Raw genomic sequence first — 25,186 nt, 5'->3', positions numbered from 1 at the left:
ACATCAACTCGTCTGTCAGAAACAAGCAGCAGTCTGCTCCGGCTTACTCAGCCAGAAAACGGGCAACCTCTTGATTCATTCTTTCAAAATCTTTCGGTTTTACCCAGATGATTTCTTTATCTTTTCTGAACCATGTGAGCTGTCGTTTTGCATATGCACGAGTATTTTTAAGCCACAGCTTTTTACAATCTTCCAGCGACATTGAGCCGGTGATGTACTGATACAATTCAGCACAGCCGATTCCCGACCACCCGAACGATTCAGGGTCATCATTATGTTTCAGCGCTTCACGGGCTTCTTCAATGGCTCCAGCTTCGAGCATCAGGTCGATTCGTTTACCCAGCAAAGGCGTTAATTCATCCAGCGTTACATCTATCCCTAAACGCACACCTCGGAACGGGGTCGGTGTCATTGGCTGCGCATGCCACCATGTAAATGTCTTACCAGTAGCCCTGTACACAGCAAGAGCGCGGCAAATACGCTGGCTATCGTTGAAGTGGATTTTAGCAGCATAATCAGGATCAATTTTAATCAAATCCTCATGCATCGGGGCGGAACCGCGTTCCGCCATTTCTGCCTCTGTATCGTCCGTATATGACTGGTCGATTCGCGGAATCTGCGCCAGACCTTCCAGCAACGCTTTCAAGTAAAAGCCCGTACCGCCCACAAGCATAGGCAGCAGACCTTCTTCACGGGTTGTATGGATAGCGTCAGTAGCCATATCCATAAATTTACCCACATCAATTTTGTCCTCGGTTTTCAAAAAACCGTAGAGCTTATGCGGGCAAACCTGCTGTTCTTCTGCTGTCGGCTGTGCAGTGATGATAGGAAAGTCACGGTACACCTGTCTGGAGTCCAGATTAATCACACCACCATTAAACGTACGGCACAGATTAAACGATGCGGCAGTTTTTCCGGCACCGGTCGGGCCCACCAGACAGACTATAGGAATTTTTTTCGACATATTCTCTAGTTCAGCGGGTACGGGTACCCGTATTTTTCGCGTAGCTGACGATACACATTGTCCGGCACAAGTCCTTTAATATCACCGCCAAGCTTGCCTGCTGCTTTAACAATGGTGGAGCTGATGTACAGCCACTGGTAGTCTGTCATCAAAAAGACAGTCTGGATATGCTTCTTGAGTTTACGGTTCATTAAAGCAAGCTGAAATTCATACTCGAAATCAGAAACCGCACGCAGTCCGCGAAGCACAACGTGTGCACCGCGGCGTTCCGCATACTCCACAAGCAGACCGGAAAAAGGCTCAACAGTAACCTGCGGAGTATCTTTAAATACTTCTTCCGCCATTGCCACACGCTCTGTAATTGAAAACAACGGTGTCTTCGGGGTGTCATTAGCCACCGCAACAATTACATGGTCAAAAATCTCGCAGCCGCGCTTAATAAGACTCACATGTCCCATTGTCATAGGATCAAATGTGCCGGGATAAACAGCTACTCGCTCTCCTCTGTTGTCCATAGCAGAATCCTTGTCTGGCCATATGCCCTGTTGGCAATAAGTTCGAGTTCAGAATGATCAGCTTCCGGCGGAAGATCGAGCTTTGCTTCCACTTCAGCGCAAATAATACCGCCTTCCGCAAGCCATCCGTTTCTAAGCACTGCTTTCATGGCAGGAGTTAAAAAGTTTTTGCCGTATGGTGGGTCAATAAAAATAAGATCAAACGGCTCAGCAGCACGGCGGGAGATAATCTTAAACAAATCCTCTGCCATCACACTGTAGCGGCTTGTCGGAATTCCAATCTTCTGCGCGTTTTCGTTAATCAGCTTGGCTGCGGTCTTGTTCATCTCCACAAACCATGCTTCTTCAGCACCGCGACTCAATGCTTCAAAAGCTAATGAACCGCTACCGGCGAATAAGTCCAGAACACGGCACTCCGGCCAATACACACCACGTGCTTCCAGCATAGAAAATAATGCCTGACGCACCTTTGAAGTTGCCGGACGATATCCCGGTGCACTTGTGGTTTTGAGTACGCGTCCACGGTACTCACCTGCGATAATGCGCATAACTATATAATATCCTTACACTACCCTAAAATCTTAGCAGAAGGGTATATTTACTTTTTCTTTCTTGCCATACTATAAACAACAATTGCTTACCGATACAGAACCGGTTGCGCGTATTCACGTAGATTACACGTTGCGATAACAATTTCCAAGTCTGACGAATGACTATTCCCCAGACCAGCTTACGGAGCGACAATGAGCACAGCGAAACAATATGTAATTGATTCCTTGTCCACGCAGGAATCATGGCGACTTTTCCGCATTATGTCTGAGATTGTGGACGGAATCGAAAACCTGAGTGACATCACAAACTGCGTATCCATCTTCGGCTCTGCGCGTACCCCGTCAGACCACCCTATGTATCAGGAAGCTGAAGAAATTGCACGGCTCCTGTGCGAGGCAGGTTACGGCGTCATCACAGGCGGCGGCCCCGGCATTATGGAAGCAGGCAACAAGGGTGCTCAGGAAGCAAACGGCACATCCGTCGGCCTTTGTATCCAACTTCCGATGGAACAGGGTGCTAATCCATTTATAGATGTTCAGTGTAATTTCAAGTACTTTTTTGTGCGCAAACTCATGTTCATCAAATATGCACTTGCATACGTGGTAATGCCGGGAGGCTTCGGCACTCTGGACGAACTGACAGAAGCATTTGTCCTGCGCCAGACAAACAAAATTAAACCGTTCCCGATTATCCTCTACAAGAGCGAATTTTGGAACGGATTATTAGACTGGACTCGTGACCAGATGGTTTCCTCCGGCTACATTGGTGAAGATGAGCTGGACGCAATGGTTGTTCTGGATTCACCGGAAGAAGTAGTTCAGTACATCATGGAACACTCACCGAGCCTGCAAGGGTAATACATGACGACCAGACGTGAACTTGAGCATTGCTACGACGCACTCACCGCTCTGCCCGAAGGATGGGAGAGCTGGGATGCACTCATGCGCATAGCCTTGGAAGAAGCAAAAAAAGCTGAAGCCATAGGGGAAGTTCCAGTAGGCGCCCTGCTGGTTGCACCGGACGGGACTATTGTTGCCAAAGCATACAATAGAACAATCACCGACCACGACCCCACTGCCCATGCTGAAATTCTTGCTCTTCGCGAAGCAGGACAAAAACTGCAAAACTACCGAACTGAAAATTTAGTGCTCGTAGTAACGCTGGAACCCTGCCTTATGTGCAGCGGCGCTATGGTACATGCCCGCATCAAAGGCATAGTATATGGCGCGCCTGACCACAAAACCGGTGCAATAGACTCACAGCTAAACAGTTGTGAGCTTCCACTGCACAACCATGCAATCTGGCACACGTCCGGAGTATTACAGGAAGAATGCAGCAGCATGCTTTCCGCATTTTTCAAAAAGCGCAGAAAAGAAATTAAAGCTGCAAAAGGTGCACAAAAACCCTGCCCTGCATCATAGGCACAGACATCTTTCACGCATCACCTTGCAATGCTATATAAAATTACTTAAAAAAGAATAACGGAGAGGTAGCGAAGTCCGGCCGTAACGCACACGACTCGAAATCGTGCTTAGGTTTAACCGCCTAACGAGGGTTCGAATCCCTCTCTCTCCGCCAAATCACGATTCTAATGGGTTTCTGAAGAGCACAAATTCTTCGGAAACCCTTTTTTAAGGAATTGCGAAACCATCACAAAACCCAATACTGGCGGGTTCTGCCCCCCCCCCCTGTTTTGCACCCCTCGCTAATTGCAAAAAAAACGCAAAAAAAAGCTCGAAGGCGGGAGCGGAGGAGTGATTTTTATTCAGGGGTGGAGTTTTTTAACTAGCTTCATCAAAATCTGGTGCAGACTTTTTCCTTTCCTGCTCAACTCTCGTAGCTTCCTTTTGGAGCTCAATATACAATTTTCTTTGCTGATCTGCTAACCAACTGAGTAGCACCAGCCTCAACTCCTCTCCGACTTCAATACCGTACTCTTCTGAAGTAATCTGCACTAACTGATCAACACCACCAGCAAGTAACTGAAGAACATTACACGACTGTTGAACGCCATTTATATGTTTGTATACAATTTCGTCTTCTCTTAGCATAAGCACAGCCCTTACAGAAGATGGGCTTTGATCAATTTGAACCCGTTCAAACACCATGCGAAGGCCTTCAGCTTTGCCTATCAACTCTTCAATACTCTTTGTATCAATCTCAACGTTTTTACCACGCTCTTTTAATTCGCTGTTAAAACGAACTGCGACGTCTTTAAATTCCTTCGATCTATCAATGACAATCACCAGACACTCCTTAACAGCTGCGATTATTTCATTTCTAACCTGAACCTTTCGAGCTGGTGCAGCAACATTGGCCATGTCTATCAGCTGGTTTATCCCCTCCATATTCACCCGCATACTTGATAAACCATCTTCTACTGAAATTAACTCAGTCAACACCTTACTCTGACCATCTATAGCTGCCAATTCGGATATATCCATTCGGTGCCGATCACCCATTATAGGAAACTTTCCGAAAGTTACGCTCCTATCACCCAACCATTTTTCAACTGCTAAGCAGAAAACACTCACAACAGCGCCGTACTGAGCTCCGAGACGATATGCTGTAGCTAGTAAGGTACGTTTCGCACGTTCTTCAGCTTCCTGCTTTCGCTGAAACCACAGCACACCAAAGCCAGTAATTATCGTTGCAATTACTGGCAGACTACCCATTAAATCGTTGAGTAAGGGTACCCCTGCGGCCAGCTTTTTTGTTTCCTCGTAATGTTCAAAAAAAAGTACAAGGCCTACTATACCACCAACCACATACCCATATTTTTTAACCAAGCCCTTCATTTAAACTCCAGATAATATGTTTCATTTAAGCCCTAGACATTACTCTCGTCACAACTCTGCGTCAACGCAACGTATTTTTATTACAACAAAAAAGCCCCCTACTAAGGCAGGGGGCTTTGTAATTCCATTCTGTTGTCTTTCTACTTTGGTATCTTTTCTTCCATTCCGTCGAAATGGGCGGCAGCATCGTCTACAGATTTTTCCATGCTTTTTAAGATGAATACAAGCTCTGGATATTTCTCGCCGCAGTCCTCGTGCATGTATCTGAGAGACCGGGCGATTTCATACAGATTCATTACGTGATCTGGTTGTTCATGTTCTACTTGCTCAATCATGCTGCTACCCTCCGCGCTACCCCATTATCTATGCGGCCAGCGAATTCGATAAGCTTGTCTGCAAGGTAGTCCAGAGCAATGCTGTTTTCTGTTGCGGAAGTGTCTTTCCGAATCTGTTGGAGCGTTGCAGCTGCGTCGCGCAGCTCGTCCATGCTTGGAAGCATTCCGGTTGGAATGGTGATTGATTGTGCCATGAGGCAACTCCTCTGTGAGTTTTTTCGAGTTGACCCTTTCAATATAAAAAGGTCGGGAGCTCGAAACCGTCTCACAGAACGGCGGGAGGTTTTTCCCGTTAAGGTATTGCATCGCCTCCGCACTCCCGACCAAATATTGATCGCATCATGGAATAATTACGCCTCTGACCATTGGATACTTCTATCCTATGAATTTTGGACGTAAAAAAGCCACTGCTTACGGGAGCGGTTGCCGCTGTGAGAATTATATGGGTGTTTCGAGCACCTAGGGGAAGTATGTAACACTTGAAGTGAAGGGTCAAGCAGAAAAGAAACTTGAAGAAACGTAATGTACTGTGTTGAAAGAGTTTTTACAAATCTATACAGTATAATAAAACAAACCAGATGGAGCTCAACATGTCCAACATCCCTCCCCCACCGCCTGACTCGAGGAAAAAACGACTTGAAAGAATATCATATAGAAAAGCACGGCAAACACAACGTTCCCGCCTTCTTCTCCTGCTCTACTCCTCACTTGTTTTATCTTTGCTTCTAGCAATTACTTTTGTACCTAGCTCTTATCTAACCTTCGTAAACTTTATTGAGCAAACAAATACTTACCTGCTAATAAGCTCCATTGGCTCATTGGGAATATTCGCAGCATTATTCTATAGGATCTATATAGACCGTTACGAAACGAGTTTTCAAGACATCGATATAGAAAGAAAAGACAAATCATCATCTTCTACCCAAAAAAATGCGCTACGAAATATTGTAACTGGAAACAGTGTTACAATAGCAGACCACCCAAAAGAAAGAAAAGTTGAGCAATGCAGATCACAATACAATTTGTTCATAAAAATTAATGATGACCTCACAAGCCAAATTCAACTGTTTGATGAAAAAGCATCAAAGATGCTAGATCAAGGAATTAGTAAAGCAAGCTTTGGAGTTGTTTTTTTAATTTCTTCCATCATTGCATGGCAAATTCTTTTTTTCTTCACTGATAAGATTGATGCGCGACATTATGCTGGAATTGTTTCATGCAGTCTTATCTTCATTTTTATGCAAGCTCTTGCAGCTTGGTGTTTAAAACAGCATCGAGCCTATGTTGATGCATCGTTATACGTCACTAAAATCCGCTCAATTTTTGAAAGAAAAATGCAAGCCTATCTTCTTATAAAAGAACACGCTGACGACAAAGATGCATACCACAAACTCTTAGACAACTTCTTAGAAGACATCTCTTGGCCTCCAGAGCCACTTAGCGCAAAACAGCAAACAAGTTATACTAAAGAAGCTGCTGAAACGCTCACCGAAGTTACAAAAGCCCTAAAAGTACTCCAACCCGCACAAGGCAAATCACCTCGCCCTAGCAGAAAACACTCTTCCCCTTATTCGAGAAATTAATGCCACTTTTAAATTTTATTAAACGACATTCAGAAATCCTCTGTCTTGGAGGATTTCTTTTTTATTGGTTCTGGGACGCTAAACTTTCTTCTTCTTTTTCAGGCTTCACTGTAAAAGATTGGATGAGTATGGCGAATACTCTTGCAACACTGACCCTTACTATTGTTGCACTTTATGGAATCAATAGCTGGCGCAACGAATACAAAAACAAGCGTCGCCTCGAGGTTGCAATGGACTTTGGAGAAAAAGGCTACCTAGCAATGCTTTCCATCCGAAGAGTAACAAGCCCTTATATTACCTATGTTAACCCACCTCAGGAAGACGCAGAAAACCCAAGACTGGAACATGCTATCCGTACTAGCGAAACACGACTCACCCTACTTGACCAAGAAGCTGAAAGTTTAAATGCCTATGACTCAAAGCGGTACCTTTACAAACTCTGGCTAGGCGACTTTGCTGAAGAAACGTGCTCTAAATTCGTTAGACTAGGCCAACGCATACAAGATGCGTGTGATCAGCATGTCGAACTGGCTGGCCTTTTACCAACAGAGAAAGAAGATTTTGAAATCAATCCACATTACAAGGATCTGGAAAGACAATTCAATGAAACTCGACTTGAATTTTCACGTGCAACCCCCTCTGACTTGCCTGACTATTTAGAACAACTAAAAAAAGATATTGATACCATCGTAAAAGAACATAGCTTCTAACAAGAAGTTAGCACTATTTTTTGCTATCCATTTTTACCAGTTCTTTTAAAGCCGGTTTATAATTCTTTTCAGCTGCTTTATTAAACCAGAAATACGCTTTCTCATTGCTCACAGAGGTTCCGATGCCTAACTGGTGCGCCCTTCCGAGACAGAATTGCCCATATTCATTGTCGTCCTTAGCAGCTTCTGAATATAATTCCAAAGCTTGAGCAAAATCCTTTTCGACACCTAGACCATTTTCGTAACAATAACCGAGCAATGCGCTGCCGTACGGTTCTCCAGACATAGAAGCACTTTCTATCAGTTCAAAGCCCTCAGAAACGTCCTTCTCCACACCATACCCAAACAAATAACAGTAGCCTAGTTTAAGGCATGCCTCTGAGAATCCAAAATCAGCGTGGTATTCCAGTATCTCAATACCCTTCTCTGGCTCTTTTGCAACACCCAGACCTTCAATATAGCAGTCAGCAAGCTTAATGGAGCTGCTTACATCTCCTTCATCTGCAGCTTTCACAAGCCACGGTAATGCTGCAACATAATCAGGAGCATCGTCCAAGCCATCAAAATATACAGCACCTATCTCTCCATAGGCACCACTATACCCTAACGCAACAGCTTCTTTATACAAAGCCATTGCTTTCTCGATATCCTTTTCAACCCCCTGCCCCTTGGAATAGCAAATACCTAAATTAGTCATGGCTGCTGCATTACCTTCTTCCGAAGCTCGCCTAAACCACTGTACTGCTAAGTCAAAATCAGCCGCTACTCCATCCCCGTGTTGGTATAAAAGCCCAAGCATATTTTGAGCAAAAGCATCGCCTAGCTTCGCAGCAGCCATATAAAGCGAAAAAGATTTTTCAAGATCAACTGTTACCACTAAACCTTGAGAATACAGCTCAGCCAAGCAACACATTGCTTCAATGTTACCCTGCTCTACGCACTGATTCAACAACGCTATTGCTTTTTCACTATCTCCTTCTCTCAAAAAGGCGCTCGCTTTTTCAAACAAGTCACTACGTTCCTCAATCCTGATATCTTGTTCCATGGCTTTTCCTTTTATTGACAAAGAATAACTAACAGGTAGACCCACTACTCGCTCACAATTCTGTTTTCTTCAACGCTGTGTCTACTTCTTTTACATCCAGAACTTCGAGGCATTCATTAAGAGAACGTTCGAGCAAAGACGATGTATACTTTAGCTCTTTTTGCTATTTTTTCTTCCATTCCATCGAAATGGACGACGCAATCTTCTACACCTTTTGATGTACTGAAAGACAAAAGCTAGCTCCGAATAGTTGTCGTAGAATGCTTCATACATCCAGCACATGGAGCGGTAATTACTCTGATGGACTATAACTAAGTTGCCATTTGTCCCATGAATATAAGCATTTCCAATCCAAGTCTTGTCACTGCGAAGTACATTCCAATGACAACAAAAATCCACGACAATGCTTTCCAAACTTCTCGCCCGTTATATTTCCCAGCACTTTTCCATAAGCCAACTAACGAAACAAAATTATAAAAACCAAATAGCGTTATATAGAACGGATAAATAAGCATAAAATCTTCTTCGCTTAAATAACTACTCGACAGCATGAATATGGTGGCACTACCTCCTAATAAAAGAGGAAGAAAAGCGAATCCCCAAAAAGTGATATGTAACGGGTACTCACCTCGCCACAGCTTACCTACAACTGACATACATTTTCACTCACTTAGTTATTAACGTTGAATACCAAAGGCATCACAATGCGACTCAAGAACCTCCCCAATTTTAGGAAGGCTCAGAATAACCACATTTTTTACTACGAATTGGTAGGGATAATTTGGACAGGCTCGTAAGGTATATTGGCGGAACGAGACAAGATGCGGATATACACTCTGTCTGCACCGGTATGGTAGAGCATCAGCTCTTCCCAGTAGCAAATGTTGTTGGGTCGATATATTGGCTTTTTCTTATACCATAGATTGATACCGTTTACTGTAATCAACACTCTGCGCTCATCACTTGCAGGCTTGTGCCAGACGGTTTTGGCAGGCAAATGCTGATGCGCCACCATCAGGTAAACGCGTTTGTCATCAGTAATCCATTCATGAAACGTACCACTATTCTGTATTACTTTATCAGCACCTCTACTACCTACCCGCTCACCTCCATCAATATACTTTAGCTGTTTCGCAATCTGCAGCTCAAAAGGGATGGACTGAAAAGTGACTTTACTGGAGTCAGCAGAGACAATTTTAGCTCTTTTGACACATCCGGCAGTACAAAAACAAAGCAAGAATACAAGCAAAACGGCACGGTATCTCATCATGCCCTCCCAAAGTATCGCTTAACAAGGTTCTAACAACACCGCACAAAACCAAAGAAACGCTTATTTTCTAATTAGATTAGAATCCGAAAGCTATTAGATTATAATCAATCACGGTACGTTGCCATATGGTCTTATCGGCGCAGTAACCCACGCTCTTTACAGCCTCCATACACACAGCACGTTGCGACGATTACAGCTTCGACGTTGTACATGCACCAATTCAGAATTCAACAAACAAAAAACTACGCCACTCACCCAAAAATACTTGCGATAACAAGGCAGGATTGTTAACCGAGCTGACCTTTTCAATCACAGTTACCCATGTTGCCCATGAGTGACAGAACGAGATTGAATCCCGTTTTTTCGAAAAGTAGAACAAAAAAACGATGAACAGCGCCGCCTTGCCCCGCTGTTCATGCTCAGTTTACATAGATTGGATATTACCTAGGAATCGAAAATGGATATCTTCAGCTACTCAGTAACCATGCTGGGAACCGTAGCCTTTGCTATTACGGCCGTGCTTGCATCATCCAAGCAGGGTATTGCGCTCTTTGGCGCTTGTGTGCTCGGCATCATCACCGCCATTGGCGGTGGCACCATTCGGGACATTATTCTTGATGTACCCGTTTTCTGGTCACTTGATTTGAACTACATCTGGGTGGGACTTGCCGCGAGCATCGCAACATTTATTGCTACCCCGTTCTTCAAAAGAAAGCTCATCCAGTCGCTGGTGCTATACATTGACGGATTTGGCGCTTCCCTTTTTGCTATTCAGGGCATGGATAAGGTGTGGGACTTACAGTTCGCAATGCCTGTGGGGCCAATCTTATTAGGCGTTATCACAGCCATTGGCGGCGGCGTAACACGAGACGTTCTTGCCGGTCGCAAAACACTCATCATGACGCGGGAACTCTACGCAACGCCAGTGCTTCTCGGCTGCATACTCTTTTCCATATTATCCCATATAGCCCCAGAACACAGGGCAACATGGGGAACACTCTGCACCGCCTTCATCTTCGGAATCCGCTCTGCTGCACTCCACTGGAAACTCTCCGTCCCCGACTGGCTGATGACGAAGACGGCGGAGGAAGAGTCTTAAGAAGCTTCTACGTCCTGTTCTCTTTAACGGCTGCCAAAAATTCCACAAAAAAACGCCACCCTATTCTGAGGTGGCGTTGTCTTTTACAGCATATTGTAAATCCGGCTTCTCAACCAGCGGTGCCTGTTGATGCGGCACAGCTGCGTCTACCATGGCGGCTCTGTAGAGTCCTGCCCAGCCTAGGCGGTAGCCTATGGAACCAAGATACAGCAGCGCGATAATAAGCGCAGTCACAAACGAGCCAAGAACACTGGCGAGCACGCCCGTTTTGAGAGTTCCTTTAAGGCGCTCCTTCAGTTCGTTATCGAAAGAGACAGCGGCCTCTTGCAACGCATCGCCGTAGGCATCTTCAATAACAGCAGCCATAAGCTCTTCTGCATCGCGCCGATACCCTTCCACGTGCTGACACGAAACCCTGTGGAAGTCTGCCCGCTCCTCGTCTGTAATGTCGCGCCCGTGCTCTTTGCGGATGGACTGAATGTATTCGATCTTCTTCTGCTTATACAAACCATAAGCAACGAGCCCGATGGCATCATCGGGCTCGGTAACGATCTTTTCATATATGAAATTATACTGCCGCTTGTTTTCGATCTCTGAGCACTTTTGCCCAGCTTTCGCGAACCCGTTCTGAGTCATATTTAAACTCCGGCAGCTTGTAGGAAGGAACAAACGTCACACGCTTTTTCTCGGAAGTATCCCTTCCGGAAACGCGGTCATTTGCTCTTCGCACATTTTCGCTTGTAACAGTCACTGTAGGCATACAAACTCCACTACGACATGTTCAATAAGAGCATTCAACAAACACAAAAAGGCTGTTGACCAAGTCCTTACCTGCCAGCTTGAAACAAGCCTGTGCAGTGCAGGGAATGAGAACACATCAGGGGCGACGCATAGAAACCATAAGTCAGCGTCTGACCATTTCGAACTGACGCCGCAATGTGCGGGGTTCTCATCAATCTGGCAACATCTTGAACACGCTAAGTTTATTCACTCAGCACTCTGAAAGCAAGAATAAAATGTGCTACGCGATTGTTGTACACGCCTACGATTCTGCCCGCTTCAACGCAGCGTCTACTGCGTCTGCATCCAGAACCTCAAGGCAGTCATTAAGGGAGCGCTCCAGCGAGTACCATGTGTGCTTCAGCTCCGGATACTCATCACCGAGCTTTTCATGCAGCATCCGCAACGTGCTGGCGACATCGTACAATTGAGCAATGGGGTCTACAGTAAGAGAGACGGGGCTTTGTGCCATGAGGCACCTCCTGTTGGATTAATTTGTTGAAGATGCGCTATTGTTGAGTTTGCGCAAAAAAGTCGGGAGCTTCAACAACCGTCCAACAGAACCGGCCAGAGGGATTTCCCTTTACAGGTATTGTATAGCCCTCATACTCCCGACCAAATATAGCTTTGGTAAATGTAATTTTGCTGCACCTCGAGCGCCGGATACACGTATCCTAGGGACACGAAAACCCAGACGTTGGGCACAAAAAAACCACTTCTTACGGGAGCGGAACCGCTGTTGAACAAAAAATAAAAACCTAGGTGTGTTGAAGCACCTAGGTGAAAATATGTCGTTTTTTTATTGGGGTGTCAAATGAGACGAAATCCAGTTCCCCTCTCTCACTTATCTATCTTTGAGGAAAATCAAGTTGTGCCATTTTTAATGCTTGATCTTGAATCAAGGTCTTAGAAAAACGATAGCCAAAACTGCGGGCTATGCCATTATAGTACTCAGACTCTTGTGGCAATTCCTCCAAAAGAAAAAGAAAGGTCGAATGGCAATATGTCATTTCCCAAGCTTCTCCCGCAAAAAAAGCATCTACATCAGATTTTGAAAATGTTCCTGACATTGCTTTTCTAAACATATTGGGAGCCTGAACTTTAATACAGGCAAGTCCTAAATACACGTCAACAAAACCATCATACATGCCATTGTGGGCACCTATCATAGCAGCTGCATACGCATGAACCTTCAATATTGTCCTAAAGCACATTTGCTTACTTTCTGCCAAAACTTTAAATAACTCACTGTTTATATTGGTCTTACAACTCCCAACAACATGCACACAAAAAACTCTTTCTACTGCAGAATGCCCAGAACGATTTCTTCTAGGCAAAGAAAAGGATACATCATAAAACTTTTGAAGATATATTTCTCCATTAATCTCAGTTCCATACTCTGCCTTAACAACTTTACTAAGCTGCTCAAGGTTAGTCACAAGCAGGAACTGAACATTAGGTACTGAAAAAAAATGTTTGATCTTTTCAAGCAGCGCCAAAGCAAACGTTGGCTTACAGCGATCTAGCTCATCAATAACAAAAATGAGCGGCTTAGACTTCTCAATCCCGCCTTCTGACCTTCCAAGCTGTTCACTTAACGTTGAGAATGCCTCGGCAAAAGAATCAAATGTAGCCTTCTCTTTTCTCCGACTTTGCAATTTTTCTTTTATAGCGGCTTCAAGTCCATCAACTGCACCTTCGGCTGCTCCAGCCAACGCAGCACCAACCTCTTCTGCTCCTTCTTCAGTAAAAGCTTTTTTTGCAAAAGCTTTTAACCCACCTTTACTTGCAGCTACAATGACATCAGTAGCTTTTTCTGTAAATTTTTTGCGCACATCTGTTGAGTCACCATTTAAATCTTCTGCAAGCAAAAGAACTTCGCCAGCCAAAGCCATAAAAGCATCATCAGTGTAATCATTCTTAAACGCATCAAACTCAATTACTGGATACCCAGCATTCCGCATGTACCCGCACCACATCTTAATGAAGGTACTCTTACCACTTCCCCACGGGGCATCAAGCACACCAACAAGCGGATCGTCAAAACTTGCATAAAAATCTTTCAGTTGCTCACCAAACTTATCATAACCAAAAATATCGTGCTCATTAAAACCATCATTCAGACCAATAACCGGCTCTGGTGGAAAAAGTCGCATATATATCTCCAACTAGTTTCATTAGACTTCAAACAAGCTACAACAACCCGTGAACATAGTTTTTTTGCATAGCAACAGTCCTTCAACACGAAAAAATCCCAAAACCTAATTAAATTGGGGGAGGAAGTTTTAGGCAACAGCTTTATCATCACCCATTTCCCCCTCCCATCTAATAGTGCCTACCCCTTATCTGCTCTTTCAAAATCTTCAGTTTGCGGTGGTTCCTCACCGAACCAGTCAAAATTAAAAACTTCTTCACGGCGTTGATGCATGTTCTTTTTAGTCACAGTAATTAGCCCGCTACTAGGCAGACCGGTTTCCTGATTAACAACAAGCACGGTCAGCGGTGGCAAATCATTTTCGTCGCAGTAACGCATAATAGGACCGAGCATACCTCCCATCACACCTGCCCCTTCAAATCCCAAAATGTCGGCAACACCACCATAGGTATAGGTCTTACGATCTTTTGCAGCACAAATAAGAATGCTCCAAATCTGGAGCGCACGTTGATACTTAGTCACAACTTCCCCCAATTAAAATTTTCTCTAGGTTTCTTGGGGTTACAAAATAATCTATATTTTGTAAATATGTGCTTACTTTTTTTCTGCAAGTAAAAAAATCCCCGACTCATCAAGAGATCGGGGGAATTCGCTATTCAATCGACCAGAAAAGCAACGGCTAATTATCCTCAAGCTGAAAAATAGCTACTGATTTACCGTCATCAGATAAGATAAGCTTAAACTTTGGAGGGCTACCCTTTTTCCATACTAAAAAACCAAGGCTAGCCAACCATTCTCTAATTCTAACATCTTTTAATTCAGGACAGTTTCGCCAAAACCCACCAGTCAGCTTCACAGAAAAACTTGGTTCAATGCCATTGAGCAAAACCGCTATCGAACCTACCACACCACTGCGCTCTCTGAGCTTGTCACGAAATTCTGGAGAACGGATACCATAGGTACAAGTAATACACTCATTCTTTCCACTTTTATAAGCGGAACCTGTAAATTCCGATTCCATCACACCCTCCCTTCAAATAACTCCAATCGGCAGTCAGTGCACACCGACCTTGAATTCCTCCTACACGATTGATAAGCAAATTGAAATATTAAGAAATGGGGAAAAAGGCTTATAGTGTGTTGTAAAGGTGAAGAGTAAGGTAATTGGCTTTGCATTACGTAACAAGTATCGCAGATAACAATTCATTATGACTCTTAACCACACTGTTCTCCCCCATCTCCCTAACTCAAAGTGAGACCCCAAAATGGACGGTAAAATTTATATTAGCGAATCCAGCTGGATTGACAAACTTGACCTTGAAGATCCGCATGAACAGGCAATCGAAGTAGATCCACTTTTGGTCAACTTGGAACCTCTTTGGGGTGCCTTAGAACTACATTGCGTTGCCGAATGTTGTGGCTTTGACGCGTTTGATTTCTGTCCAGACGCTATCACCTCCACAGTGGCTAAAATGAACCCGCAGGAGCTGCATGCAGCACTAACCAAGGCTATTCATGATGTCGAAAGCATAGAATCCGCGACCATTGTCAGTACTCGTTTAAACAACTACGCACACAAAAAGACCTTCTGGGCTCTCTTGTCGCATATTCAAGCATGCGTTCATTCTCAAATATAACCACCCAAAATCGAAGTAACTTTCCCTAGGAAAATTACTTAATTCCGTGTTGCGCAATAGATATACCGCTAGCAAATTGTGCTAACATCACTTTATAGAATTCTTTCCCATAATCCGAGCATCTGCCTTACGTAATGCTTTTGCCATAACGGAACAGGAAACACCGTAGTCTTCTCTCAAGACGCGGAGGAGCATGCGAAGGCGCAGTATTTTTGTAGCCTGAGCAACGCGGTGCATGCCGAATTTGTTTGGGGTTCGTCGCTGGAGGCGAAAGTGGCGAACATCCATCCGCATGTAACGCGCCACATGGGAGTAGGTTCCAAACATTGCCTTGAGACGCTCAATATTTTTTTCGTAAGCTCGTGTTTTCATATGGCAAAGCTAGGAGATATTCCCCGCAGCGGTCAAGGCGGTTTTTTCTTCTTCTCATAGGGGAAAAGTTCCTATATAAGGCAGAAATGAAGAACAGCATGGCATTTGAGAAGAAATTTGTGGATGTAGTGTGTGAGAAAATTGAGGAAATGAATATTTCTCACAACGAATTTGGCAGACGCGCATTCGGCCCGCCGGATGGCGGGAGACTATGGCGAAGCATCCGTGGCGTGGAAGGAAAGAAGAAGCCCCGCAAGGTTTCAATCCATGAGGCATACGACATAGCCCACGTACTCGGGACAGATCTGCCTACACTGCTCTGGCAAGTTGATAAGGAATTCAGTTCGCAAAAGTAAGGGGAGCCTGACGACATACACACGGCAATCGCACTGCCCGCTACACTTGCCCCTTACAGGCAAGAGAATATTCCCCTGTCCTAAAAACGAATACATGCGTCTATTCAAATCAATTTGCGAAAACCAGTTACGGGCTAGCGTAGATACAAAAAAAGCTCGAACCTTTTGGGTTCGAGCTTTTTTGATACTTAATTTTCTGCGCATGCGGCCAGTTGCTGCCGCAGCCGTTCATTTTCAGAAAGCAATTGATCCTTTTCAGAGAGCAACTCATCTAGGCATGATGCGCTCTGCTCCAGCGAACTACCGACGCTTCGCCAGATGAAATTTAATTCCGGATACTCATCCGCTGCATGTTCATGCAGTAACCGCATAAGCGCGGACATCTCATACAAACACGCAACAGTATCTGCACTAGCCGGGTGTGATTGAACTTGTGCCATAGGGCACCTCCGAGTTTTCTTTGAATTGACCTTTTCAAAATAAAAAGGCCGGGAGCTTCAAAACCGTACTCAGAACGGCCGGAGGTTTTTCCCTTGCGGGTATTGTATAGCCTCCAACTCCCGACCAAATTTGGTCATAGATATGAAATTTGCTGCCCTCTTTTCACTGGATACACGTATGTCAGGAAAAAAATTGGGCACAAAAATTCCACTTCTATCGAGAGTGGCTATCGCTGAGTAGTAAAGGCGTTTTGAAGCACCTGCGCTGAAACTATGAGAACCCTTAGGATATGTCAAGACACACAACCCGCCGCAACTGTGCATTTTTTTGACATAAATCCGACAAACACTTCGGGAGTTTTTCCCTAAATAGACATTGACATATAGGGAGGCATTCCCTATCTTCGCTATCAGTTAACACATAGAACGCCACTCTGTGCCAACACCCAATATAAGCCCCGCTGGCGGACTAGGCGGGGCTTACTTACCCTCTACACTTTTGACCTAGTGAGGCTGCTATGAATGCCCGAACGGATTCACCGACATCACCTGAATATACCATTCAGCTGCTCAGACTCTCTCAGGTTCAAGAAATTCTCCCCGTCAGCAAATCAACTATCTGGCGTTACATTCAAGCAGGCAAGCTTCCCAAACCCAAAAAGCTGGGACGTAGCGCCCTGTGGGTAAAGGAAGATGTCGAAAATGCAGTACGCCAACTGATACTGTAACGCCAGTTCCGCATACCGCTACCCCTATGCAAAGCCTGTATGAGTAAATTCATACAGGCTTTAGCTGTTACCAAAGGCTAAGCTCTCTACGCTAACCACAAAAGCAGTAATGGTGCATATACCAGTTGCAACACTAGTCAGTGAAGCCGTAGCCATCTCAATTACTATACCAGCCACACGTTATTTACAAAATACATGAGTAAAAACTTACTTTATGCTTGATATAAACATTGTTTACTCATACAACTAGTTATCGGTATTGCTCAACGTATATCCCATCCCCCCTACCCTGCAATACCGATACATTGTCCAGCCGATAGGACGTAACAAATATCGGCACACTTTTACGAGTGTTATTCACACTGTCGACAGGATTCTCCAGCCATTGAATTCGTCAAAAAAAAGGACTGCAAAAGCAGTCCTTTTTTTATTCAAGATCTTAACTTATTTGACAAATCAACAAGAAGTTAACAGAGTGTTGAACAGCGCCGTACTTGTTTATAAAAAAGCTTTCCACCAAAAGCCCAACGCACGGAAGGGATAATTATGATTCAGCATATTGTATGGTTCACAATGAAAGAACATGCAGAAGGTGCCTCTGCTAACGAAAACGCACAAAAAGTAGCAGCGCTGCTCCGAAGCCTTGAAGGCAAAATTCCTTCGTTACGCTCTTTAGAAGTTTCAACAGACTTTGCTTCAACCACGACAGAGCCAATTCATGTACTACTGTACGCTACGTACGACGACGAAGAAGGGCTTAAAGCATATGCCGAGCATCCTGAACATGTCGCAATCGGCGAGTTCATCAGAAAGGTTCGGGATGAAAGAAAGGCTATAGATTTTGTGGTGTAAAAATCTCGTCACACACCTTGCATGCTAGATTTTAATCATAGTGTGCATAGATGTTGGAAGCTCACTAGTGCTGCTCACATTTTCTGTTGGCAATTGCTCCTTTGTTCGATCAACAATAGCAGTAATGTTCCCCATAGCACTCAATAAGTCCTCTATGGTCATCACTGCTGCATTATATCGGGCATGAAGAAACAACGCTTCTTCATGCAATGAAAAACTATGCCCTTGAGTTTCTGTATAGTCACTATTCGCACGCAATGCGTACTGCAACAGCGGAAACTGCTGATCAACTGAGACGGGAAGATCAAGCACATGGGCTCCAATTACCAGTTCATCGGTAACGGTATCATATTCAAGCAAAAGTACCGTTTCTTCAGCACATGGAACCATTCGGCTGAACTCATCTACCACAACAATACTATCTTGGTAATGCTGATCCAGTTCTGTTAATAACTTTGTGTAATTATCCATCTTACTTCCAAAAATGCTTAGGGATTAAAGAGCGTTGCACTGAAGAAAGTACATCATAAAGTCTGAGAACCGTAGACGTTTTAAAGATCGCAACATCCTCTTTTCTGCTCTCGGATGCGAAACTTACAGAGCTACCTAACATTTCTCGAAATGAACTTTTCCTTTCTTCAAACATCGGATCTGCATCATCAATCCCGATCAGACTCAATGGAGTCTTGCCGCCAGAAGCTCCTTGAGGAGTAATATAAATATGCTGCTGCAATCCAATATTTATACCACCCTTCGCATTCTCAAGCGGGGGAGTATAATGTCCGCGCATAGCCGAATCATGCGTAAAATCAACTCGGTGGGATAACGCTACAATATTCTTTCCATACGAAGCAGTTTGAGGATTCGTCGAAATCCATGCACCACCTGCTCCAGTTCCAGTTCGCGGAGTATGGACATAAACTCTTCCCTCAGAAGCAATGGCATGTAATCCATCAGCTTTTGTACAATGATAGTACTTTGGCAATGCTACCTCATTACCTTTGGCAGCTTCGCTTTCAAGATGGTTCAAGTAATTCAGCATGCGCTGCTCATCTGCATTTTGCGGTTGGAACTTGGCCTTAACCTCCTGCAAAACCTCAACTTGAGACTTAATATGAGCGTCCTGCTTTGTTGAAAACATTGAAGCAACTTGTTCAGAGTGATTTCGTCCCGCACCTTCAGTTGTGTACTGCATCATCTGCGCATATGGGGTATGGTTCATAGTCGTGATATCAGAATTTGTCGCAAGCATACGCCTTTCACGACAACGAAGGTATTGCTGATCTATACGCAGCTGCTTTTCCGGCTCAAGTGCTTCAAACCGCGCTTTCAACTCATCTTTATGACTCTGCAACAGTGAGGAACTCTTACTCACAATTGATTTGAGATTGTTAATCTTTTGCAAGTCACCTGCAGAATGGATCTTATCAGAATGTTTTTCCAGCCCCTTCAAAATACTAAGTACTTCTTTGCGTACTGCTTTTGACTCCTTGGAAGTCGGTGGAGCCTCATTACGCTCTGCAGATGAGGCAATAGTCAGCTTCTTTTTAAAAGAAAGCAGCGAATTACTTTTTTTCAAAGCAAGCGTCATCTGAGAATCTTTTGGGTTATCTGTATAAACACCCAATGTCGTCAGTGTCTTTTGAAGCGCTTCAAATTTCATACTCTATTCCTTGCAAGATAGTTCTTACTGAAAACATGCTATTCTATTCTACCGCCAACGTATTTGGCACAAACTTACTACGATAAAGAGGTAGAGCAAAATTAATACCATGAACAACACTGCGCTTTACAAAAACATCCTAACGACTATCAATCTCTATATTATGTCTGTAATGCTTTCACAGCTTCATACCGAAAGCACGAAACAAGATGATCGTTCACCATACCAACTGCCTGCATGTAGGCATAACAGATGGTCGGCCCTACAAACTTAAATCCTTTTTTGCGTAAACTGTTGCTCATTTCAATTGATTCGGGCGACGTTGCCGGAAGTTCATCCATAGTTTGCCATGCATTCATAATGGGCTTGCCACCAACAAAAGACCAAATATAGGCATCAAAGCTGCCATATTCTTTCTGTACTTCCAGAAAGCAAGTTGCATTAACAATTGCTGCGTTAATCTTCAGTTTATTTCTCACAATGCCTGCATTCTGGAGTAACTGCTGAACCTTCCCATCTGAATATGTTGCTATTTTTTCTGCATCAAAATTATCGAACGCATCACGATAGGCCTCACGTTTTTTCAAGATTGTCGTCCAGCTCAAGCCCGCCTGTGCCCCTTCAAGGATCAACATTTCAAAAAGATGCCTGTCATCATGAACCAGAACACCCCATTCTTCGTCATGATACGGAATATTCACTGCATCCGACTCTACCCAATTGCAACGTTTCATCTGCTACTCCTTTTTCCTTTCCATGCGCTCGCGATTACCAAGTCGCACTCTAGACCGCTTTTATCATCGCCACCTTGTTATTAAGACACGCGATACAACTCTGGCCACATGAGGCACTGCCACAGTAAGTTAATACGCAACACACCATCAAAATTAATTTTTATTCCAAAAAAACATCTCACCGCGTCGCTTCATGCTTCCCGCCCGTCTCTATCAAGGAATAGTTTTTCTGTATTGCGTCAGATAGAATGCGCAAATCCATAACAGGAAAACCATCGGGGAGTGCCATGAGCAATCAGTCAACTCTACGTGATTCTGTGATCACCATTGCTGGTATCATTATCATTCTCTTTGCTGCGCGCATTGCTCAAAGCCTTGTTATTCCGTTCCTGCTTTCCATCTTCATTACTATCATCATTCTTGTACCATTCCGATGGCTTAAACAGCACGGTGTTTCAAACACCTTTGCAGTCGGCATTTCAATCCTGATAGCATTAGGATTAGAGCTTTTCCTAACGCTCTTACTTGGAAAATCCATTGCACAGTTCAGCCGAGCCGTACCTAGATATCAAGAACAGTTAGCCAGTATAATGCGCAGCATTAATGAATGGATGGCGGCACACCACATTGAATTTTCTGACTCAGGAATCTCTGACATCCTTAACCCCAATGTTGTCCTCAGCTTCGCAAACAACTTTCTTGCGGGATTCGGGAGCGTATTAAGCAATGTCCTTCTTATTATGCTCACCGTCCTTTTCATGCTTCTTGAAGCAAACAAGTTGCCTGCTAAAATTTCTTCAATCGACAACAGCAAACAGGGAACCTTACTCAAGAACTGCTCTTACATTCTTGAAAGCACAAAACAATATATCTTTCTCAAAGCACTCACCAGCCTTCTTACGGGGATTCTCGTCACAGTGGGTTTAACAATCATCGGGCTAGACTTTGCATCCCTTTGGGGCTTTCTCGCCTTCCTGCTTAATTTCATCCCCAACATCGGCTCAGTCATAGCAGCTGCCCCTGCTGTTCTGCTGGCTTGCCTACAGCTTTCGTCAATTGAGATCCTCACAGTAATTGCCCTATATCTTGCTGTTAATATCGTTATCGGAAACTTTCTTGAGCCAGCAATTATGGGACAAAAGGTAGGCTTATCGACTCTGTCAGTTTTCTTATCGCTACTTTTCTGGGGATGGCTGCTGGGGCCGGCAGGAATGCTGCTCTCAGTCCCGCTGACCATGGTCATCAAATACGGTGCGGAAACCAATGAAAAAACACGATGGCTGGCAGTGCTGCTAAGCTCAGCGCCTGCCACAACAGAAAGTAGCGAAGAATGATACACAAACAACTTCCAAAAGGAGTTTATCGATGACACACGAAGAATTACAACAAGAAATTCAGTACCTGCGTACACAACTTGCCATAAGCGAAGCTAAAAATGCCAGCGCAGCAAAAGCCGCCGGAACACCGCATGAACACGGCAAAGAACATTCAGTTCATGAGTATAAGGAGTTTTTGAAGAACCATATGCACCCGCATATGCCGGATACTGAAGTCATAAAAAAACACCTTTGTGACATCGCGCACGGCGTACGTGAAGGAGTTAAGAAAAACCAGACAGCAACTATTGCAGGATCATTTATTATTGGAGTCGTTGTCGGCCGGTTACTCTCCAAGTAAGAGAACGGAGGAGAAGCTATGGACAATTCTCTACAGAAACTCCAGATAATCCTGCGGGCAGAACTGGCACTATTACGGATTCAGACAAGACGAGCGGCCCGGCAAACCTGTTATAGATTGGCAGCAGCGTTGTTTGCCCTGCTGACATTATGCATGCTTATTTTTGCGGAATATGTTGCACTGGAACACGTATACGGTGCAACTTGCGCAGCCCTTTCTGTGGCACTCACTACAGCTGTTATCACGCTTGTCCTTCTGATTATTGCACGTCGTATCCAGCAAAATGACGAACAGGAAAAAGTAGTACGGGAAATTCGTGAGCTGGCTTGCACAAGCCTTCATGCCGATGTGGAAAAAGTAAAAGCGGGCATCGACGGTGTTACTCATGATGTAAAACAGTTACATAGCAATCTCTCCGCTATTCTTGGTGGCTCCAGCTCTCTACTCAGCAGCGTAGCTCCCATACTCGGTCTGATTGCTGCTGCAGTCAGGCAAAAAAAAGAATCATAACAAAAAAGACACCCGGATTATCCGGGTGTCTTTCATTTGCTAAAACAACCTAGTGACTCTTAAGCTGATGAATCAGCTCCTGCAATTCAGTGGTCATACTTACCAGTCTGGACACTGCAGTTTCTGCTTGATTCATAGACTCCGAAGTCTCTGTGGCAATGCGGTTAATCTCTTCCGCACCACGACTAATCTGTTCAGAGGCCGCTGACTGTTCTTCACTTGCTGCCGCAATAGAACTTACCTGATCTGCATTAGCCACAACAATACCAACAATAGAATGTAATGCTTCACCGGACTGTCGCGCATAGTCTGTTGAACGCGCAACCGCGTTGGAAGCATGCTCCATTCCCTCAGCATTCTCACGGGAAGCTGTCTGGATTGCACGAATAGCTTCATCCACCTCAGTTGTTGCATGCATGGTCTTTTCAGCAAGCTTACGAACTTCGTCTGCCACAACAGCAAACCCTCTGCCAGCCTCACCTGCTCGTGCAGCTTCAATAGCTGCATTCAACGCAAGCAGATTTGTCTGATCGGCAATATCTGTAATCACGGTCATAACAGATTCGATATCTTCAGCTCGTCGACTCAAATCTGAAAGGCTTTGCTGCAAAACGTCAGCACGCTCATCTACTTCATGAATAGCGTCCACTGCCGCCGCAACAACAGTAGCACCGCCCTCTGCCTCATCACGTGCTGATGTTGCATATTCAGCAGCTTCTCCAGCATTTTTAGCAACTTCAAGTACAGTTGCATTCATCTCTTCAATTGCAGTTGCCGATTCTACGGCTCGTTCACGCTGAATCTGCGATCCACTTGCCGCTTCCGCAACCAAGCGGGATAATTCCTCACTAGCCACAGTTACGCCTTCAACAATGCCTTCCAACTGGCCAGCAGCCTGCAACATACCATCGCGTTTAGCATTTTCAGCCTGCAATCGTGCCTGCTCGGCATCCTGCATTGCAATCTGTGCTTTTTCAGACTCTTCTTCAGCTTGTGTAGTTTTATTCTCAGCCATCAGAATCATCTCTTTCAAACGTGCAACCATCGTATTCAATGCAGTAGAAAGCGTTCCTAATTCATCGGTACGATCGATATGCAGATTATGCTCTAAATTTCCAGACGCAACTTCTTCTGCAAAGACAACGCACTGTCCCAGTGCTCCGGTTATGCTTCGTACAATCAAAAATACAATTACAGAAAGAATAAGCACACCTGCTATTCCTACTAACGCACTGCTGTTGCGAATAGAAACCACAGCAGAAAATATATCTTCTTCAGGTGCAGAAACACCCACAACCCAGCCGGATTGCGGTTCTGTACGATATACAACAATTTTAGGGATATTTCTCCACTCATATCGAATTGTACCGTTGCGAAGCTTTTGCATCTCACGAGCCCAATCGTTTTCAGTAAGGCGAACTTTTAAAATACTATCCTTATCTGGATGAGCACAGAGATAGCCGGATTTTGCCATAACAAATGCATAGCCTGTTTCCCCAACTTTTACAGAATCTACAAAAGCAGATGAAAACGAATTTAAATCCAGCACCCCAACAAATACCCCTTTAATCTCTCCCTCAATCTTGTAAGGCATGGCAACAACAACAATTGGCTTGCCACGAGATTTACTGAGAAGAGCGTCGGAAATTACAATATTTCCTTGCATTGCTTTTTTAAAATACTCTCTTCCAGAAATATTCAACTTCCCCGTTGTTCCCGGAACAGAGTACGCAAGCGCAGTACCGTCAGCGTTAAAGACACCTATCCCTTCATATCCCCCATATGTATCTTCTAACATTTTTAAAACTTGTAAAGCTTCTTCAACATTCTCTTCACGAGAGCCATCCTCGGTAAAGAGCTTCCGAAACACAGCCCTGTCCTGCATCACCTTGACATCTTTTTCAACGTCATCAAACCATGCACCCAGTTTTGCAGTAACATTTTCTGTAAGCTGCTCCGCCTGGTTCGTCATTGCAAAGGTCAATGCATTTTCTGCCAAAGTAAAAGATAAATACGTGGCAGCTCCCAACACAATAATCATTGCCGCTACAGTTGGAACAAGAAATCGATTTCGTAGATTCCACTTCATACTTACCTCATATTCCCCCATGCATTTAGTATCGTATCCCCGAACAATACAGTTACCAATACACATTGTAATATTGAACTTTCATGATTCCTTAATGCCATTATTAAGCAATCATTTACCGCACCAATATCCTTTTATCGGGACACACAACACTTTCTTTAAACTTTGGTATAAAAAAATAAAGTTAAACTGCAAACATCAATAGATAGTACTTCATTTTTTTCAAGTTACACTCTAAGAATATGAACTTTTTTTAAAACATTTTTATTCAAATGCAACATTAACGTTGTTAACTTCAATTTTATTTTTAATTTATTGCTCA

General features: G+C 44.1%; 33 protein-coding genes and 1 tRNA gene. 13 read left to right on the top strand and 21 right to left on the bottom strand.

Translation table 11 applies throughout. The features are described 5' to 3' along the window. Positions 1-43: 43 nt before the first annotated feature. Genes miaA through rsmD form a run of 3 tightly spaced genes read right to left on the bottom strand, consistent with a single transcriptional unit; the run spans position 44 to position 2,027 of the window. Positions 44-964 carry a tRNA (adenosine(37)-N6)-dimethylallyltransferase MiaA gene (gene miaA, locus SP90_RS14300; RefSeq protein ID WP_066857773.1) on the bottom strand — a complete coding sequence of 307 codons (921 nt, stop codon included), beginning with the start codon at positions 962-964 and terminating at the stop codon, positions 44-46. A gap of 5 nt (positions 965-969) precedes the next feature. Continuing rightward, entirely contained in the window at positions 970-1,479 is a 510-nt protein-coding gene (gene coaD / locus SP90_RS14295) for a pantetheine-phosphate adenylyltransferase (protein ID WP_066857770.1), read from the bottom strand. Next, positions 1,455-2,027, bottom strand: coding sequence for a 16S rRNA (guanine(966)-N(2))-methyltransferase RsmD (gene rsmD / locus SP90_RS14290; protein WP_066857767.1), 573 nt, complete (start codon positions 2,025-2,027; stop codon positions 1,455-1,457). The genes coaD and rsmD overlap by 25 nt, the downstream gene beginning before the upstream one ends. A 195-nt stretch (positions 2,028-2,222) precedes the next feature. Here rsmD and SP90_RS14285 point away from each other — a divergent pair, with 195 nt between their 5' ends. From SP90_RS14285 to SP90_RS14275, 3 genes are all read left to right on the top strand, one after another. Beyond that, entirely contained in the window at positions 2,223-2,888 is a 666-nt protein-coding gene (locus SP90_RS14285) for an LOG family protein (protein WP_066857764.1), read from the top strand. Between the two features lie 3 nt (positions 2,889-2,891). After that, positions 2,892-3,452: a tRNA adenosine(34) deaminase TadA gene (gene tadA, locus SP90_RS14280; RefSeq protein WP_082936469.1), complete on the top strand. Its 561-nt coding sequence runs from the start codon at positions 2,892-2,894 to the stop codon at positions 3,450-3,452. Between the two features lie 62 nt (positions 3,453-3,514). Next, a tRNA-Ser gene (locus SP90_RS14275) sits at positions 3,515-3,609 on the top strand. Between the two features lie 203 nt (positions 3,610-3,812). Here the strand turns inward: SP90_RS14275 and SP90_RS14270 are convergent. The 3 genes from SP90_RS14270 to SP90_RS14260 form a co-directional block, all read right to left on the bottom strand. Next, positions 3,813-4,829, bottom strand: a complete 1,017-nt coding sequence (locus tag SP90_RS14270) for a hypothetical protein (protein ID WP_066857761.1) — start codon at positions 4,827-4,829, stop codon at positions 3,813-3,815. A 140-nt stretch (positions 4,830-4,969) separates the two neighbouring features. Further along, positions 4,970-5,164: a hypothetical protein gene (locus SP90_RS14265; protein ID WP_066857758.1), complete on the bottom strand. Its 195-nt coding sequence runs from the start codon at positions 5,162-5,164 to the stop codon at positions 4,970-4,972. Next, positions 5,161-5,358, bottom strand: coding sequence for a hypothetical protein (locus SP90_RS14260; protein WP_066857755.1), 198 nt, complete (start codon positions 5,356-5,358; stop codon positions 5,161-5,163). Before SP90_RS14260 ends, SP90_RS14265 begins: the two co-directional genes overlap by 4 nt. A gap of 396 nt (positions 5,359-5,754) precedes the next feature. Between SP90_RS14260 and SP90_RS14255 the strand changes: the two genes are divergently transcribed. Together SP90_RS14255 and SP90_RS14250 are read left to right on the top strand one after the other, a co-directional pair. Continuing rightward, the gene (locus SP90_RS14255) at positions 5,755-6,747 is read left to right on the top strand and encodes a hypothetical protein (protein ID WP_066857752.1); all 993 of its coding nucleotides are present in this window, start codon (positions 5,755-5,757) and stop codon (positions 6,745-6,747) included. Continuing rightward, complete coding sequence (locus SP90_RS14250; RefSeq protein WP_066857749.1) at positions 6,747-7,457, top strand: hypothetical protein; 711 nt, start codon at positions 6,747-6,749, stop codon at positions 7,455-7,457. Before SP90_RS14255 ends, SP90_RS14250 begins: the two co-directional genes overlap by 1 nt. 13 nt (positions 7,458-7,470) lie before the next feature. Here SP90_RS14250 and SP90_RS14245 read toward each other — a convergent pair whose 3' ends face one another. The 3 genes from SP90_RS14245 to SP90_RS14235 form a co-directional block, all read right to left on the bottom strand. Then, on the bottom strand, positions 7,471-8,502 hold the full coding sequence (locus SP90_RS14245) for a tetratricopeptide repeat protein (RefSeq protein ID WP_066857746.1): 1,032 nt from the start codon (positions 8,500-8,502) through the stop codon (positions 7,471-7,473). A 311-nt stretch (positions 8,503-8,813) separates the two neighbouring features. Beyond that, entirely contained in the window at positions 8,814-9,158 is a 345-nt protein-coding gene (locus SP90_RS14240; RefSeq protein WP_157471329.1) for a hypothetical protein, read from the bottom strand. A gap of 104 nt (positions 9,159-9,262) precedes the next feature. Next, positions 9,263-9,772, bottom strand: a complete 510-nt coding sequence (locus SP90_RS14235; RefSeq protein ID WP_157471328.1) for a hypothetical protein — start codon at positions 9,770-9,772, stop codon at positions 9,263-9,265. Positions 9,773-10,229: 457 nt separating this feature from the next. Here SP90_RS14235 and SP90_RS14230 point away from each other — a divergent pair, with 457 nt between their 5' ends. Continuing rightward, positions 10,230-10,871, top strand: a complete 642-nt coding sequence (locus SP90_RS14230; protein WP_066857737.1) for a trimeric intracellular cation channel family protein — start codon at positions 10,230-10,232, stop codon at positions 10,869-10,871. A 60-nt stretch (positions 10,872-10,931) separates the two neighbouring features. Here the strand turns inward: SP90_RS14230 and SP90_RS14225 are convergent, their stop codons facing one another. The 6 genes from SP90_RS14225 to SP90_RS14205 form a co-directional block, all read right to left on the bottom strand. Then, on the bottom strand, positions 10,932-11,507 hold the full coding sequence (locus SP90_RS14225; protein ID WP_066857734.1) for a hypothetical protein: 576 nt from the start codon (positions 11,505-11,507) through the stop codon (positions 10,932-10,934). Further along, positions 11,440-11,631, bottom strand: coding sequence for a hypothetical protein (locus SP90_RS16655; RefSeq protein WP_157471326.1), 192 nt, complete (start codon positions 11,629-11,631; stop codon positions 11,440-11,442). Before SP90_RS16655 ends, SP90_RS14225 begins: the two co-directional genes overlap by 68 nt. Positions 11,632-11,913: 282 nt before the next feature. Further along, positions 11,914-12,123, bottom strand: coding sequence for a hypothetical protein (locus SP90_RS14220; RefSeq protein ID WP_066857731.1), 210 nt, complete (start codon positions 12,121-12,123; stop codon positions 11,914-11,916). A gap of 376 nt (positions 12,124-12,499) precedes the next feature. Continuing rightward, positions 12,500-13,807 (bottom strand): KAP family P-loop NTPase fold protein, encoded by a 1,308-nt coding sequence (locus SP90_RS14215; RefSeq protein ID WP_066857728.1) that lies wholly within the window; start codon positions 13,805-13,807, stop codon positions 12,500-12,502. A gap of 179 nt (positions 13,808-13,986) precedes the next feature. Next, a complete protein-coding gene (locus SP90_RS14210; RefSeq protein ID WP_197498805.1) occupies positions 13,987-14,328 on the bottom strand; it encodes a hypothetical protein in 342 nt (113 codons plus the stop codon). A 157-nt stretch (positions 14,329-14,485) separates the two neighbouring features. Beyond that, positions 14,486-14,827 carry a hypothetical protein gene (locus tag SP90_RS14205; RefSeq protein WP_066857721.1) on the bottom strand — a complete coding sequence of 114 codons (342 nt, stop codon included), beginning with the start codon at positions 14,825-14,827 and terminating at the stop codon, positions 14,486-14,488. Positions 14,828-15,071: 244 nt separating this feature from the next. On the opposite strand from SP90_RS14205, the gene SP90_RS14200 reads away from it, so the two are divergent. Then, positions 15,072-15,443, top strand: coding sequence for a DUF6331 family protein (locus SP90_RS14200; RefSeq protein ID WP_066857718.1), 372 nt, complete (start codon positions 15,072-15,074; stop codon positions 15,441-15,443). A gap of 87 nt (positions 15,444-15,530) precedes the next feature. Here SP90_RS14200 and SP90_RS14195 read toward each other — a convergent pair whose 3' ends face one another. Continuing rightward, on the bottom strand, positions 15,531-15,815 hold the full coding sequence (locus SP90_RS14195; protein ID WP_066857715.1) for a hypothetical protein: 285 nt from the start codon (positions 15,813-15,815) through the stop codon (positions 15,531-15,533). Between the two features lie 98 nt (positions 15,816-15,913). Between SP90_RS14195 and SP90_RS14190 the strand changes: the two genes are divergently transcribed. Further along, positions 15,914-16,171 carry a hypothetical protein gene (locus SP90_RS14190; RefSeq protein ID WP_157471324.1) on the top strand — a complete coding sequence of 86 codons (258 nt, stop codon included), beginning with the start codon at positions 15,914-15,916 and terminating at the stop codon, positions 16,169-16,171. Positions 16,172-16,359: 188 nt separating this feature from the next. On the opposite strand, the gene SP90_RS14185 is transcribed toward SP90_RS14190, so the two are convergent. Next, complete coding sequence (locus SP90_RS14185; RefSeq protein ID WP_066857709.1) at positions 16,360-16,611, bottom strand: hypothetical protein; 252 nt, start codon at positions 16,609-16,611, stop codon at positions 16,360-16,362. A 518-nt stretch (positions 16,612-17,129) separates the two neighbouring features. On the opposite strand from SP90_RS14185, the gene SP90_RS14180 reads away from it, so the two are divergent. Continuing rightward, the gene (locus SP90_RS14180) at positions 17,130-17,339 is read left to right on the top strand and encodes a helix-turn-helix transcriptional regulator (RefSeq protein ID WP_066857706.1); all 210 of its coding nucleotides are present in this window, start codon (positions 17,130-17,132) and stop codon (positions 17,337-17,339) included. 546 nt (positions 17,340-17,885) lie between these two features. Further along, positions 17,886-18,191, top strand: coding sequence for a Dabb family protein (locus SP90_RS14175; protein ID WP_066857703.1), 306 nt, complete (start codon positions 17,886-17,888; stop codon positions 18,189-18,191). Between the two features lie 24 nt (positions 18,192-18,215). Here SP90_RS14175 and SP90_RS14170 read toward each other — a convergent pair whose 3' ends face one another. From SP90_RS14170 to SP90_RS14160, 3 genes are all read right to left on the bottom strand, one after another. After that, positions 18,216-18,662 (bottom strand): type III secretion system chaperone, encoded by a 447-nt coding sequence (locus SP90_RS14170; RefSeq protein WP_066857700.1) that lies wholly within the window; start codon positions 18,660-18,662, stop codon positions 18,216-18,218. 1 nt (position 18,663) lies between these two features. Continuing rightward, positions 18,664-19,854, bottom strand: coding sequence for a hypothetical protein (locus SP90_RS14165; protein WP_066857697.1), 1,191 nt, complete (start codon positions 19,852-19,854; stop codon positions 18,664-18,666). Between the two features lie 161 nt (positions 19,855-20,015). Next, positions 20,016-20,588: a DNA-3-methyladenine glycosylase I gene (locus tag SP90_RS14160; RefSeq protein ID WP_066857694.1), complete on the bottom strand. Its 573-nt coding sequence runs from the start codon at positions 20,586-20,588 to the stop codon at positions 20,016-20,018. A gap of 287 nt (positions 20,589-20,875) precedes the next feature. On the opposite strand from SP90_RS14160, the gene SP90_RS14155 reads away from it, so the two are divergent. The 3 genes from SP90_RS14155 to SP90_RS14145 are packed head-to-tail and all read left to right on the top strand — an operon-like array spanning position 20,876 to position 22,775. Next, positions 20,876-21,922, top strand: coding sequence for an AI-2E family transporter (locus SP90_RS14155; protein ID WP_066857691.1), 1,047 nt, complete (start codon positions 20,876-20,878; stop codon positions 21,920-21,922). 31 nt (positions 21,923-21,953) lie between these two features. After that, entirely contained in the window at positions 21,954-22,265 is a 312-nt protein-coding gene (locus SP90_RS14150; RefSeq protein WP_066857688.1) for a hypothetical protein, read from the top strand. A gap of 18 nt (positions 22,266-22,283) precedes the next feature. Then, positions 22,284-22,775, top strand: coding sequence for a phage holin family protein (locus SP90_RS14145; protein ID WP_066857686.1), 492 nt, complete (start codon positions 22,284-22,286; stop codon positions 22,773-22,775). 49 nt (positions 22,776-22,824) lie between these two features. Here the strand turns inward: SP90_RS14145 and SP90_RS14140 are convergent, their stop codons facing one another. Next, complete coding sequence (locus SP90_RS14140; RefSeq protein ID WP_066857684.1) at positions 22,825-24,864, bottom strand: methyl-accepting chemotaxis protein; 2,040 nt, start codon at positions 24,862-24,864, stop codon at positions 22,825-22,827. Positions 24,865-25,186 lie beyond the last annotated feature (322 nt).

The organism is Halodesulfovibrio spirochaetisodalis (assembly GCF_001672295.1).
Taxonomy (GTDB): Bacteria; Desulfobacterota; Desulfovibrionia; order Desulfovibrionales; family Desulfovibrionaceae; genus Halodesulfovibrio; species Halodesulfovibrio spirochaetisodalis.
Note: the sequence above shows the minus strand (reverse complement) of the source record. Positions and strands in the feature narration are given on the sequence as shown.